Genomic DNA, 14,323 nt, shown 5'->3' with positions numbered 1-14,323 from the left:
TTTAGATTAAGATTTCTTCTTTTTTGATTTTTTATCATCACCAAAATACTCACCATAGCCATAACCGTAGCCGTAGCCATAACCGTAGCCATAACCGTAGCCATAACCATAACTAGATTTACTCATATCGACCCCATTAAATACTATATTAAGCGGCTTTAATTTCTGTTGAGCTACAAGTTCTTTTGGAATATTTAATTGTCCTTTCAGTGTAAATCCCTGACGTACAACATACATTGAAACATCCGCATGAGCTCCAAGTATGATAGAATCTGTAACCAAACCAATTGGGGGTGTATCCAATACAATGATATCAAATTCTTGCTTAAGATTATTAATTAACGTCTCCATCCTTCCATTAGACAACAATTCTGACGGATTTGGAGGAATCGGCCCACAACTAATCAAATACATATTTTCATTAATAGACAATTGCTTAATGATTTCCTTTTCTGTCGCAGTTCCAATCAGGTAACTTGTAATTCCTTTTCCATCTGCTCTTCGATCTTCACCTAAGTACTCAGATACCTTTGGCTTTCTTAAGTCCAATTCGAGGATAATTACCTTTTTACCTAAGATTGCATACGATTGAGCCAAATTTAAACTGATAAAACTTTTTCCTTCTCCACTCATGGAAGAGGTAAACAAAAACACTTTTGAGCTCTCGCCTAATTTTCCTACAAATTGTAAATTGGTACGCATCATCCTGAATTGTTCAGATAAAATGCTATTTCCAGACATATCTACCAATGATTCTATTTCATTTTTGGGTTTTAAACCAATCTCACCAATTACTGTTAAACCAGTTCCTTTTTCAATTTCTTTTCTATGAATCACCTTATTATTTAGGATATCTAACAGGTTTACCAGCCCAATTGGAACCAAAAATCCGAGTAAGATTGAAATTAAAATAACAACCATTCGGTTAGGACTCACAGGCTTTGCAGACACATATGGCTGATCAACAACTCTACTATCAGAAACAGCAGAGGCGTAGGATAGGGCTGTTTCTTCTCTTTTTTGAAGTAATAATAAATATAGACTTTCTTTAATAGCCTGCTGACGTTTTATACCTACAAATTCTCTTTCCTTGTGAGGAATACTTTTAATCGCTGACTCAATTTTACTGTTTACAGAAACCAAACCAGATTTAGCTGAAAGTATATTCTTTTTCTGGTTTTGAATATTTTCTTTAATAGCCTGTTTTGTATTGGAAATTTGGGTACTTACAGTTTCTAATAAAGGGTTAGCGGCTTGAGTAGTTTTTGCATATTTATCTTTCTGTAACTCTAGCTCCGAGAGTTTATTTACTAAACCTAGTAAAATGGGGTCATCAGACATTACCATTGAAGGAGCAATAGGACCTTGTGCATTATTAACATAAGATTCTATATTATTCAATAACCTCAATTTTATATCTACTTCATTCAATTTAACATCATTATCTTTAACTTTTTCTAGAAACAAATTAGCCTCTGCCCCTAAATCTGTAAATCCTTGACGACTTTTGTAACCTTCAACATCCTTTTCCACATCTACTAATTCCGAGGTTATCAACTTCAGTCGTCCTTCAATAAATCTTAGTGTATTAGAAGCTTCTTTATTCTTATCCTCTAAAGATGTCGACACATAAGTTTCTATCAGTTTCTCTAGAATTGTAACAGCTTTCTTTGGAGCTGTATCTTTAAATGACAAGCTCAATACTGTACTTTTTGCATTGACTAAACTAACATCTAGGGTCTTTAAGTACTCATCTGTAAGAGAACTTTTATCTGTTAAAATAAACTTTATTTTTTTTACAGAAGCGTTATAATATCGAGTATTTAAAAAAACTCTTAATTTGCAAAATGGGAGCTTTAGAGGTTGACTAAAGACACCTTCCATATTAATATCATTTGCCTTATTATAAACCCTGTAATGTAGATTATCTATTATTTCGACAAATAATGGTTGATTATATGCATCCTTTGATACCTGATCAACCTGTACCCAAATAGGTGAATTCCCAAACAATTCAGTACTTCTTCTAAGGCTTTCCTCTTTAAAGTAAAGAGTAGTTAAGTTCAATTGGGTTACAACTCGATCCATCAAGGTTCTCGATTTAAAAACCTCCATTTCATTTTCGACAATCTTGTTACCCCCGAAAAGTTCTAAGTCCTTTAAAATATCATTTCCACCTCCTAGACCCTTCTTTTCATCCTTAATTAAAACAATTGCCTTGGCCTGATAAACAGGTCTTTTATACCATAGATAGGCAAATCCAAGGCTTACACTTAGAGCTAAAGCCAAAATAAATAGATACCAGTATTTGAAGTATTTTAAAAGTAACTCAACCAAGTTGAACGAGCCTTCATCTTCCTCGAGTAAAACCGATTTATCTGTATTCATAAAAATATTTATTGTAAATATTGAATAATAATAAGTAACATATTACTATTCTTTTAATTTCTTAGATTTAATATTAGTATTCCCAATGCCGACACGATTCCGGTGAATATTGGAACTAATTGATAATTTTGATCTGTAGCTGTTGCTTTAGTTTTTAAAGGTTCGACATACAACACATCATTTTGCTCTAAATAATAATATGGAGATGATAGAATATCTCTACCTCTTAAATCTAATCGTATAAGTTCTCTTTTACCTGACTCTCGCTCTCTAATTAGTAATATATTATCTCTTTTAGCAAAAATTGTTAAATCGCCTGCCATCCCCAAAGCCTCAGGAACAGAAACTCTATCTTCGATTAGATTATATACACCAGGTCGAGCAACCTCACCAAGAACTGAAAACTTATGGTTAAGAATTCTTACACTTGCAGAAGGCTCCTTCAAATAAGTAGAGAGTCTTTTTGTAATTGTATCTGACGCAACATTCAATGTTAAATCTTTTACTTTTACACGGCCTATCAATGGCATTCCTATATAGCCCAATGAATCGACAATATAACCAGCTGGTTGTGCTCTCCCTACTCCAGGGTTGACAGAGAAATTACTATAAGTTAGTGCCGCAATGTTGGGCGAATTATAAATCACATTGGATTCTTCACTTAGACTACTTACCAATACTGCAAGAATATCTTTAGATTGGATAGTCTTGATAGGGGGTTTAGGAACTATCATGGAAATATATCTAGTAGTATCTCCTTGGAAATATACAATTTCTTTAGTCTGAACACAAGAGTTAAGAGTTGTTACGAATATAGAAATTGTAAAAAGTAATGTGAATAATCTCAATGTTGATTTCATTAGCTTAAATCATCAATAAATTGTAAAAAATATAGCAAAGTTACTTTTAAAAACCGTAATTAATCCCAAAAGATAAAGACTGAGAACTTCTTGATTCTAAATTTGAGGTCTGCGTTTGCGATGTAAACCCTACATTTAAAAATAGATCATGTATTATTTCATACTGGGATTTAATTGATAGAATACTAAATTCTTTTAAGTCCCCCCATAAGAATGGATAAATTGGCTTATCCGAAATTTGATCCATTCCAGTACCAACAGTTCCCTTTCTAATATATTCATAGTCGATAGTTAAATTCCAGCCCCGTTTTATTCGATAATTAGTTTGGATGAAAAAATTATCTGCGTTTGGTCCTAACCACGAGCCTAAATTATAATTATTATTAGCATAGGTTTGAGCTGGTATAAAATGTACATAGGCAAATGGTTGAATTTTGGTATATTCTGTTGTAATAGTCATATTTTTAATAGGGAAGTCTGCTACACTTGCTCCAATTAAATAGGCTGTATGGTTTCTAGCACTTTTTGAAGAATCGCTACCTGACAATCGGAGTTCGTCTATAAACATATTAAAATATAGATGTGTTTTTTTTATATGATTCCTTGAGCTCAACTGAAAAAAAAGCTGGGAATTTGATAAGGTATTATTTCCATCTAATTCTCCTAGATAATGATTCATAGCCGAAAATAGATTTATCGGAATTAAATATACCAACTGTATTTGGTCGTTGTACACCGAAGACTGTCCCATCGTAAAACTAGCTCCTTTAAATGGCCTAAACGTCAAAGAATTAATAGCCATATATTTTGCTCTGTCCTGATACTGTAACCTTCCTGGAACTGAAGTTGGATACATTTTTGTGGAATCCACAACTTTAGAATTCAACCATATATGAGCATAATTAACAGATAACCATTTAACTGGACTTATATCCAATCTAATTTGTGGGAAAGATGGTGCTTTCTGAGAAAGTATGATTTTATTACTAACTCCATAACCAATTGGCATATAGTTTTTACCAATTGTAGCACTACCCCATTTCCATTTTCCTGTAACGTTGACATTAGTCTCATTAAAGTCATAAACATTACCCGATCGAACTCCTATAACTCCTGTTTGAGGACTAAACTTTTGTAAATAATCATAGCCTTCATACAGTCCCTTTAACTTATTGGCTTTAAAGTCTAAACTAAAACCAATATATTTCCCTATATATCCATATCCCCAAACTCCATAAGTAAATTGACTTAACGGATTACCATCTACAGATTGAAACTGCTGTCCAACAATCGGCTGAACATTTACTGTAAAATTATCATCCTGATATGATAGGAATCTAAATCTATCTCCTATTTTGGTTTTAAATAAACTTTTATATTCTCCCTCGAAGCCTGATTTGGGATCTTTGCGCCACCATAAAGTATATTCTTTAAGATAAAAAGCTAATTCCTCTCTTTCTAAAGGTGTTAAGGCTGTAATATTCTTAGATAATTCGTCTAGTTTTTTATAAATATAGTCTTTGGATAGTGGTAATACTACATCATCCAACTCAATCACTCCTTTTTGTGCTAAACGACTAAGGTATGGATAAACTGTATGGTAGGTAGGCTCATATACCACTTGTGCAAGGGTATTCCACGTGAGGATCAAGCAACATAGTAAACTAAACGCTTTTTTGTGCCACTGCATACGATTGATAGAGCTAATTTATAGTTATTAAAATTTTGGGACAGATAAGTATTAATACTAAATTATGAGTTGTGAGTGTATTTTTTTAAATTGTCATTATTATATATTCAAAACTGGTCAAATCTCATCTTGCATTATTTCCTAACATTAAAAAAGTATCAAATCCTTCGAACGAACGTTTGTTAAAATATTCACTAGATAACGGCAAGATATTATGATTAATCAGATTCAGGATAAAGTAGTGATTTTGAATATAAATTTAATTTAGCAATTTGTGGAAAGGAGCGATAATGTAATTATATAAAGTAGTCTTTATAGTAATTTATTGATTAAATTCTAATTAAAGACATCTATTATGTACATTTATCCGTTTGTATTGTGTCTAATTTTTGTGCAATATTCTTGAAATAATTCAAAAAACCTAATTTTATACTATTACAAACTATCTATTGTTTAGCTATATCAGCTCAAAACAAAACATAATTAAATCGTTTAATTAGTAGTGCTTTATTTTGTTTTTCTTGAATCAAATTTAAGAATACACTTTTAATTTTTAACTACAAGCACTACGCATATTTATTAAACGGCAAGACATTATCTACAAAAGCCTAAATAGTATTGGTAAAATACAAAAATGTATATTCTTATTTTTTGTCTCTTACACTATAGATTCTAATATTGACGTTTGTCACTTAAAATCTTTCTATACAAAGTACTTAAAATAGGAGTGTTAAAATCAATAATAAGAGTGTAATCTCTTATGTTTTTCTCTGTACTCTTTATTATTTATCAAACGAAAGTACACATAAAAAGTCATACCTTTGTTAGGTTATTGAGCAAATAAAAGGATAAGTGATTCAACGGTAATTTAAAAGAATAGCCCGATTATCTGCTTTATAAGTGTTTGTGATTATTTTTGAACTCATTTTGGTCGTATAGACTCTTGCTTTATTTGAAGACTTTATCCTTTATATATATGTTGCCTCGTACAAACAATATTTTCTGCAAGTATATTCTGCTTTTATTATTACTCCCTAATATTTCTTGGGGACAAAATAGGTTTTTTGTTCCACATAATACTCTTACTTTTGGTATTGGTTCAAGTAGTTATTATGGCGATTTATCTAGTTACAGTCGTCCAATTCAATCTACTTTAGATGAAGTCCGCTGGAACGTTGGGGGGTATTACACACATTATTTTACCAGTCGTTGGGGTGCACGTGTGGGACTTAGGTATGTGCGTATAGCTGGCAATGATTTTAATATGCAAGGTGTAGATGGCAAGCTAGATCGTTTTGCTCGAAATCTCCATTTTAGAAATGACTTAAAAGAATTGAGTGCCGTAGGGATTTATAACCTAAATCCAGCGCCACGGTATTATAATAAACGCCAAGCTTTTAGTACCTATTTGTTGGGGGGTATTGCAGTTTTCTTGCATGACCCAATGGCTAAAACTCCTACAGGAGAGTGGGTCAAGTTACGTCCGCTCAATACCGAAGGACAAGGCTTGCCAGGGTATGATAGTCCTTATAAAGCATGGGCTGCTGCGGGTGTGGCAGGTGCAGGTGTCCGTTTCAAACTCAATGATCAGTGGGATTTGGGGCTTGAGGGTTTACTACAATATTCTTTTACTGATTATTTAGATGATATTAAAGGTAGCTACGCAAATCCTAATGATTTGGCAATTTATGGAAATTTGACGGTTACAATGGCTAATCGTTCTAGGGAGGGTGTTGATGCCTACACAGGTAAAAATCGTACTACGGGTATTCGTGAGTATGTATTAGACAAACAGCCTAATTTTGACCCATCTCAAGATCCTTTTACCTCTGCTACGATGCAAAATTATGGTCAAACGGGGCAATTGAGAGGTAGCTCTCAACTCAAAGACAGTTACATGACAATGAGTATTCATCTGATTTATCACCTTCCCAATGGCATAAGATGCCCTAGCTATTGATTTAGTGATTTAGTGATTTAGTGATTTAGTGATTTAGTGATTTAGTGATTTAGTCGATAGTCTTGATTCTCATAGTACGTTCCTCAATTCATTTCTTTTTACGATTTTTTAGTTCTGATTATACAGAAGAAGATTCCATGATGTTTTTTCTTCTGTATAATCAGAATAAAATCAGATAAATTATCATTCATCTACTGTATTTTCAAATAGAAGTCCTTCCTTTCTTTTTGTTCTGGATAACAAGATTTCCAGTCTTTTTCGGTGATTTGCCCTGTAATCCAACGGTTGTTGATTTTCACGCGCCATTGACAGTTTAGGGGTTCCACTCCATAAGGTCGACAAGCAAAAACTGCTATTTTGCCATCAGGGGTATAACCTATTCGTAAAGGTAAAATCGTTGGCGAATCTTTAAAGTCTATTCCCTTGTGTTTTTGCCATGTTTGTCCTCCGTTATAAGAAACCTCGGTATTCCATAAAGTAAAAGTAAGCGAGGGTCTAAGTTCTAATAAAGAATAGTTAGAATTCGATAGTTTTACTTTTGCGCCAAGATAAGTTAAAGCTCCAATAGTGCCGTTGTAGGCATCTTGATTAAGCCCTTCTTTGGGTCTATCCCAAATATTCCAATAATCTGCTCCAGAGAAAAAAATCATCATCCCTTGCATAAATGCAAGATGACGAGGAAGAAAAGCCCCAAATCCCTGTGGGTCGTAGCCTACATAATCATTGTAGAGATACCCACCCGAAGTGTTGTTCGAAGGCGAAACACCATCGGCAATTATCTTGGCTTGGGAGCAGTACTTTCGACCATCTAAGTGAGCACGATACGCTCCTGTTTCTACAAAATGTATGACTTTAGCTAAAGGGTGACCAGCATTGGCATTACTACCAAAATGATTAATAGTACGTTGTGGATGTCCTTCTTTATTTTTTAATACCAAATTTTGATTGTACCCATCTTCTGCATACAAGGCTAATTCTTCTGTTTCTACGATTCTGGGATTGTCAGACAAGCGCCAGCCTTTTATAGGCTCTACATCTCCTTTTTCTGTCCAAATGGGATTTTCTCGAATATTAGCATAATCAGATTTGTTGAGAGGATATCTTTCTTTTTGAAATCTTCCTACTCCTGGAAAGGTATTTGAATACATAATAAGTGCATAACCTGTTGTGGCATCTCCTATACCCTTCAAAAAGGCCATATATTTATTTTTTGACTTATTGTCGGAACCATTGACAAGGTTTAATTCTGTGTCCATGGTTTGAAACATAACCTGAGCTCGCCCACCAATAGCATCTCCTCTTCCAAAAGCTCCATGATAATCAAGGCCCGATTCATAGAGTTTTTGCTCTGGCTGATTCAAGAAAAACTGCTCTCCTATTTCGTTGTTGCCTTTGGGTGGATATGCAAAAAAACCTCGACGTGATGGTTCTATCGTAGAAATAAACTCTTCATACGTGATATTTTTTCCTGAAGTACTAATACAAGGCGCATCAAATTGAAGATTGGGGAAATATTCATGACAAGGGCGATAATCTGGACGCACCAAACTTACATATATACCTCTTGAACGGTGATCTAATCCTTTTTTAAGGAATACATCTACGGGTTTATCATAAATCACCCCAAAAGTAGGTGTCGGCAATCCTCCCATTAATGAGTCGGGAGCTAATGCAATTTGTGTTGCGGGAAATTTTTCTGGAGAATAGGTATCTGTTTGGTTTTCAAATGCTACATTCTCAAAAAAGTTAGGATAGCTGTCATATACTGTAAATACTTGTTTTGACAAGCTATTATTTTCGTTGATAGGTCTAAAACGAAAAGGTATTTCGCTGGTTCCACTACAATTTATACCACTGAGTCTAGCTATGTAATTTCCTTCGGGAAGCGTTCCTAAATAAGCTCCTACAGCAGAGGTAATGGGTTTTGCCGTTCCGCTCAAAAGCACTCGACTATCTTTTACTATTTCCCATTTGACTTGATATGCTTCACATGAACCAAAAAAAATATTGATAAAATTTGAATTGATTACCTGCTGTACTTTCAACACTTTAAACAATGGCTTTCCATCGCATGAGCAAGGCTGAATAGGTTCTTGTACAAGCGTACTTTCACGATTGGCACAAGATAAAGTGGCTAAAGCAATAAGAAAAATGAGTTGTTTCATTGAGAATAACTAGGAATTATAAAAGGTGAATTTAAGACATTCATTGTTTACTATCTAAACGACAAAATATCATTATGCAAAATTATGAGTTGTGAATGAGTAGTGTACAAAGGATTATAAAAATCATTCATATCGGAAGTATAACCTATTTTTTAAAATTTTATTTTGAAAAAATAGAGGTATTATTCTTCATTTCCGAAATCAGAAATCTACAATAGTTTGAAATCCTTCGTACGAATAGGCTTTAGGCAGTAAGCCGTAGGCAGTAAGCGAAAAATGTAATCATGATTTCTACTTTCAGCATACGGCTAAAAGTTAAATAGTATTTCTCATGAAGTAATAGAAACTTTTTTGCCTAATGCCTATGGCTTACAGCCTAAAGCATATTAAGGCAATTTTATTTTGCATTAATACTTATAAAAGATACTATTCACTTCTTCGATAGGTAATCTTAAATCATAGAGTAATGCTTTTATTTTTTCGCTACGGGCATATTCATAATACTGTTCGACTTCAAAACCAAACAATTGTTTAAATCGTAGAAAAAACAAAACAGGTGACAGTTTGGACTGAGCAATAATTGGCCTCAACTGGTGTGGAGACATAGTTATGGCATTTCTTAAAAGCCCTTCTGCGCAGAGCAGGCAATACATCTGCCAAAGATTGATGGCTTTTTGCTTCATTTTACGACTTCGTACGGCGTTAGCAAACAATTCGTCTAACATTCTCAAAGGAGATTGATAGGCATTGGGATAAAACACATCTATATGTGAAAATTTTGCTTTTTCGTGAAAGGCAATTCTTTGTGGCCAGTAATAAAAGAAAGGCATTCGGGCTTGCACAATATTTCCAAACGGCCACTGATTAATCCAATGATTGAGCGAATGAATATTTCGAATAGTCACTACTTTAAATTGGACAAAGGCATTTTGGGGTATCATGATTGAGAGATTTGTAAAGGAACTCAAAAAAAGAACTCCTTCTTTCCCCTCCGAATCTAGGGTAATATCATGTAGGCAATGGTGATTCATTCGAAGTTTCATCGGTGCCAAAGACTGAAAGAATATCATAGTGAAGGCACGATGGTTAACTCGATTAGAATGAGTTAGTACGACAGAATCTGAAGTGAAAAATTTACCCTCCCAAGATTCATATTGTGTATTTTGTTGCCCATAGATAATCTGCCCAAACATTGTATTTGTCTGGAATGGAAAAATATTACCTTCAACACTACCTTGACTTTTGTGTCGTAGCAAATGAAGTAATTCAGATAAATCTGTTAGAAATGATACATCAAACGTAGTTATCATAGCTGTTGCAATGTACTCGTTCCGAGTTTTTTATAAAGAAGGACTACTTAAGTGTGTATGCAGACCTAAAAGAAATGAATCTATTATTCAAATCTTAAACTCTGCATTTATAATTAAACTAATGGCTGTATTATTTCTGTTACTTTGAAGTAGTTAAAACTTCAATAATTAGGCAAAATGGTTCTATTATTTGATGAGAATCACTTTGCAACTTTTAACTTTCTGCATAAAGCCTTTCGTTGTAATAGTCTCAACTCAGTGCTCTCAATTCTCGACTTATACTTAACGGATATAGTAAAGGAATAATTATTTTTTTAGTTAAGTAATAAAATAAGATTATGCTGTTAGGCTATAAGCTTTTATTAAAATAAGCCCCCAATCAAAAATCAGAGGCTTTACCAATCGGACTTGAAGGATGCTCCGCTCGCATGGTTCATTCCTTCCTATTTACTGTATTTATTTTTAGCTTTGAGCTTCCAGCATTAATACAGAATTCAGAGTTTAATTTTTGATTATCAAATCATTAACTTACCAAACAGACAAATTACGGATTGACTATTTTTAATAACTCATCATTCTTAACTTATAGGATACTTTCTCAATAAAGCTTAGGACATTGAATTCCTGGAATAAAAATGTATCTAAGTTTGAGCGTAAATGTTGCGTACGAATCATTTCCATCTACTGTACCCCTTGGCGAATTGATACTCTGGTTTTGACTAATGGCAATACCTGTTGGGTCATTGACAAAAGTGTTCAATTTAGCTAGTCTATCCTTGCCTGTTGCGGCCGCAATACCTTCAGTCGTTCGTTGAGACATAGCAATACCAATACTTCTTGTTGGCTCTGTAAACTGATTGTAGACCACTATGGGTTGTGCATAAACGCCACTCACATCATCAATATAATCAAAGAAGAGCATTCTATAGTTGAGTTCTGCTATTAGATCCAAATTTTTAGTGAGCTTTGTTTTTAAACCTAGGCTGATAGGAACATTAATACCCCAACTTTTATATTCTTTTATATCAGGATAATTGGGACTTCCCTGCCCTTCTGTTATCAAGGGTTTTAAATCGACCCATTCATTTCCCATTGATACAGGTAATTTGGCTTGTGGATTATGCAAAAAAGCCCCTACTCCTATACCAATATATGGTTCAAAAGTAGCACGTTTTTGAGGAGAACTTGCTTTGTTAAAAGGCGTCCATCTGCCTTGTAAAGTAGCTTCTTTTACATTATTCCTAAAATGTAAATTTCTTAGAAAATCTGATAAATTGTTTGAGTAGTAATCGTCTGCTCCTAATACTATCCATGAAAGATTTAGTCCAATTTCTATCTGACGAGTCATTTGTCGACTTAGCCCTATAGTAGCTGTCCAACGCAAGGAATTGGCTGTGGAGTTGACAAATTGGCTCATTGGAGCTAAGTCACCATAGTAACTAGATACCCCCCCGCCAAATTCGATAGAGGTATATTGTTTAAAAGGTGGTCTATATTGTGAAAAGCTTGTGTAGCTTAATAACAATAGCAAGATTAGGCCGGTTAGTTGCCTCATAGGTAATGATTAAATAATGAGTGAGTGAAATATAACAGCGAATCACAAAAGTAAACGAAGCTACCAAACTGATTAGTCTTTACTAGACTCAGTTAATTATAGCTCTGATGCGTTATGTTTTCTATCATTCTTAGCTAGTTAAATTTACTCCTTCACCTACTTTAGACATTGCTTGGATTTCAGATTTCGATTAAGGTGAGCTTATTTGATTGGTGCACCCTCTACTTTGTCTGTGTATATTTATAATTCTTTTGAATTGAAATTTCGAATTAAGTGCTTATTTCTTCTTGGCAAAATTTGTTTGAAAGTCGTTCCAAGAAACGGTTTTATAAACATTGTCTCCAAAATAATGAAGCACCATTTCTACGTTGGGGGCTTCATAATATCCTTGGAGGAAGTTGAGCATTTTTAGTTGCTCGTCTACAAATACTAATGTTGGAAATTTGATAGTTCCTTTTAGTAAATGTGTTGCCATGGGATTCATTTTATCTTTTGATTCGTAAGTATGACCTGCAAAGGTTATAGGACTAGCATCAAAAGCATCTAATAAAACTGGGTAATAGTTTTGATTGATATAACTTGCAATAGCTGGTATTTTTAGCACTTTTTCTTCAAAATCATGGCAATAGTGGCAATCTTTTGAATATATCTTCCATAAAATCTTTTTAGGATTTTTGGTGTACAATTTATCCATTTGTTCTACTGACAACCATTTTACTTGTGTTTTTTGTTGTGAAAAACCTCTTGTATTGATGACCAGAAAAAGAATGAGTAAGAGATATGAGTTGAAGCTTTTCATGTGCTACTTGGGGTATTTTAATGAATAATCTATCAGATTATGTATTGCTGATGCAGACTTATTTAAGCGCCTAAGCTGAAATTTTGATTTGTCAATTTCAAAGTAAGTATTAATGTAGAATTGCGAATGGTAGAATTACCCAAACTTGTATAAATGTATCCTCTATTACTTATAATAAGTTATTTGACTAGTTTTAAAACTGTCATTGGTAAACAAATCACAGGGGCACATTCGGCTACACATACTACATAAGGTAACGGAATGGGCTCGCACAAGTCACTTGTCGTTACGAGTTTAATATTACTTCCTACCAATAAATTAGGAGCTGTTCCTATTCCACAAGCTACATATACATTATATACGTCATTTGTTAATCCCGAAAATGTAGTTGAAGATTGAATAGCTTGAATCACACCTCTACCATTGGTTAATACATACTGAGGATTCAATCCTGTAGAAACAGGTACAGTGATACTATTTGTAGTAGTATTACAGTCACAAATTGACATATCTACAGCTATACTTTTCCAACAATGGTTTACATTGTTTAAGTTTAAACCTATCTCTAACACAGGTGCATTTGCTTGTGTATTGTCCCAAGTAACTGCTACAGCTTTATAGCTTCCAACCACTACGTTGTCAATTGTGGTTGCATTCAAGGCTGATTTGTATTTAATGATATTTCCTCCATCTACAAGCACAATATATGTAACTATATTCGATCCTTGGCTCTGTCCTGTCAAGTTCAACGTGATTGTTCCTGGCTTAAAATTACAGCCTAAATTTTGTCCTATTACGACAGTATTTGCAAAAGCTACAAATAAGATTATTTGTAAAACTTTTGCGATGACAAAATATTTCTGTATTAACTTTTTCATAAGATTATTTTTAGCAAATTTTCTAGCTAACTCCAAAGTAAAGAAAAGAAGGGGAAAGCCTAAGCTTTCCCCTTAGACCTTCTTAGAATCCAAGCACCCCTGGATTAATATCAGTTGGACAGTTCACAGTTGTGGTTGTCTCATTTGATGATTTTGGAGTACCACCATTCGAGCTTATCGTAGCAGTATTTTTGAATACTCCACTGAAGTTAGCCTTCACATTGAAGCTCAAGTTGATACTTTGTCCTGCTGGGATTTGAGTTGAACCATTATTGGTACAACTCACTACTTGTCCTACAGCACTACAAGTAAATCCACCTGTTGTTGGCCCACTTACAAATTGCAATCCAATTGGTAAGTTATCGGTTATAGTAATTGTACCTGTTGTTGCGCCAGTACCACCGTTTGCGATATTAAATGTATAGGCAAAGTTCGTGCCTACCGTTGCTACCACTGGAGCGCTCTTGGTTATCGTCAAGTTAGCTTGTGGAAGAGCGTTGATTGTTGTTGGTACTTCGTTAGATGGCTTAGGTGTCGTTACTGGATCTCCACCGCCTGTTACATAAGCAGTGTTCTTCACTGGTAAGCCCGAAGCTGGTGCCGTCGTTGGATTCACTGTCAATACGATAGTGCTACTACCATTAGCCACTATTGAAGTAGTTGTTGTACAAGTTACAGCTTGACCTGTTGCAATACAGGTCCAACCTGATGCACTGAA

At 34.3% G+C, this 14,323-nt stretch carries 10 protein-coding genes; 1 reads left to right on the top strand and 9 read right to left on the bottom strand.

Annotated features, from left to right (window positions below; genetic code table 11):
• Positions 1-6 precede the first annotated feature (6 nt).
• Genes QM491_RS11490 through QM491_RS11480 form a run of 3 tightly spaced genes read right to left on the bottom strand, consistent with a single transcriptional unit; the run spans position 7 to position 4,938 of the window.
• Positions 7-2,388 (bottom strand): GumC family protein, encoded by a 2,382-nt coding sequence (locus tag QM491_RS11490; protein WP_283327637.1) that lies wholly within the window; start codon positions 2,386-2,388, stop codon positions 7-9.
• Between the two features lie 53 nt (positions 2,389-2,441).
• Positions 2,442-3,248: a polysaccharide biosynthesis/export family protein gene (locus tag QM491_RS11485; protein ID WP_283327636.1), complete on the bottom strand. Its 807-nt coding sequence runs from the start codon at positions 3,246-3,248 to the stop codon at positions 2,442-2,444.
• A 46-nt stretch (positions 3,249-3,294) separates the two neighbouring features.
• Positions 3,295-4,938 (bottom strand): capsule assembly Wzi family protein, encoded by a 1,644-nt coding sequence (locus QM491_RS11480; RefSeq protein WP_283327635.1) that lies wholly within the window; start codon positions 4,936-4,938, stop codon positions 3,295-3,297.
• A 976-nt stretch (positions 4,939-5,914) separates the two neighbouring features.
• Here QM491_RS11480 and QM491_RS11475 point away from each other — a divergent pair.
• Complete coding sequence (locus tag QM491_RS11475; protein ID WP_283327634.1) at positions 5,915-6,898, top strand: hypothetical protein; 984 nt, start codon at positions 5,915-5,917, stop codon at positions 6,896-6,898.
• 191 nt (positions 6,899-7,089) lie between these two features.
• On the opposite strand, the gene QM491_RS11470 is transcribed toward QM491_RS11475, so the two are convergent.
• From QM491_RS11470 to QM491_RS11445, 6 genes are all read right to left on the bottom strand, one after another.
• Positions 7,090-9,063 carry a hypothetical protein gene (locus tag QM491_RS11470; protein WP_283327633.1) on the bottom strand — a complete coding sequence of 658 codons (1,974 nt, stop codon included), beginning with the start codon at positions 9,061-9,063 and terminating at the stop codon, positions 7,090-7,092.
• Between the two features lie 407 nt (positions 9,064-9,470).
• Complete coding sequence (locus tag QM491_RS11465) at positions 9,471-10,373, bottom strand: hypothetical protein (protein WP_283327632.1); 903 nt, start codon at positions 10,371-10,373, stop codon at positions 9,471-9,473.
• Between the two features lie 598 nt (positions 10,374-10,971).
• Entirely contained in the window at positions 10,972-11,928 is a 957-nt protein-coding gene (locus QM491_RS11460; RefSeq protein WP_283327631.1) for a hypothetical protein, read from the bottom strand.
• A gap of 277 nt (positions 11,929-12,205) precedes the next feature.
• The gene (locus QM491_RS11455; protein ID WP_283327630.1) at positions 12,206-12,727 is read right to left on the bottom strand and encodes a thioredoxin family protein; all 522 of its coding nucleotides are present in this window, start codon (positions 12,725-12,727) and stop codon (positions 12,206-12,208) included.
• 179 nt (positions 12,728-12,906) lie between these two features.
• A complete protein-coding gene (locus QM491_RS11450; RefSeq protein WP_283327629.1) occupies positions 12,907-13,605 on the bottom strand; it encodes a hypothetical protein in 699 nt (232 codons plus the stop codon).
• Positions 13,606-13,687: 82 nt separating this feature from the next.
• Positions 13,688-14,323, bottom strand: a 636-nt coding sequence (locus tag QM491_RS11445) for a hypothetical protein (protein WP_374761253.1), incomplete at its 5' end; no start/stop codon positions are given.

Origin of the sequence: Flectobacillus longus (assembly GCF_030056705.1) — a bacterium.
Lineage (GTDB): Bacteria > Bacteroidota > Bacteroidia > Cytophagales > Spirosomataceae > Flectobacillus > Flectobacillus longus.
The sequence above is the reverse complement of the archived record's forward strand: the minus strand, read 5'-3'. Positions and strand labels throughout refer to the sequence as shown.

Bases quoted from the DNA above. Each gene is read 5' to 3' on its own strand.
- QM491_RS11485 (WP_283327636.1), bottom strand. From the start codon at position 3,248: ATGAAATCAACATTGAGATTATTCACATTACTTTTTACAATTTCTATA.
- QM491_RS11490 (WP_283327637.1), bottom strand. From the start codon at position 2,388: ATGAATACAGATAAATCGGTTTTACTCGAGGAAGATGAAGGCTCGTTC.
- QM491_RS11475 (WP_283327634.1), top strand. From the start codon at position 5,915: ATGTTGCCTCGTACAAACAATATTTTCTGCAAGTATATTCTGCTTTTA.
- QM491_RS11455 (WP_283327630.1), bottom strand. From the start codon at position 12,727: ATGAAAAGCTTCAACTCATATCTCTTACTCATTCTTTTTCTGGTCATC.
- QM491_RS11480 (WP_283327635.1), bottom strand. From the start codon at position 4,938: ATGCAGTGGCACAAAAAAGCGTTTAGTTTACTATGTTGCTTGATCCTC.
- QM491_RS11465 (WP_283327632.1), bottom strand. From the start codon at position 10,373: ATGATAACTACGTTTGATGTATCATTTCTAACAGATTTATCTGAATTA.
- QM491_RS11470 (WP_283327633.1), bottom strand. From the start codon at position 9,063: ATGAAACAACTCATTTTTCTTATTGCTTTAGCCACTTTATCTTGTGCC.
- QM491_RS11450 (WP_283327629.1), bottom strand. From the start codon at position 13,605: ATGAAAAAGTTAATACAGAAATATTTTGTCATCGCAAAAGTTTTACAA.
- QM491_RS11460 (WP_283327631.1), bottom strand. From the start codon at position 11,928: ATGAGGCAACTAACCGGCCTAATCTTGCTATTGTTATTAAGCTACACA.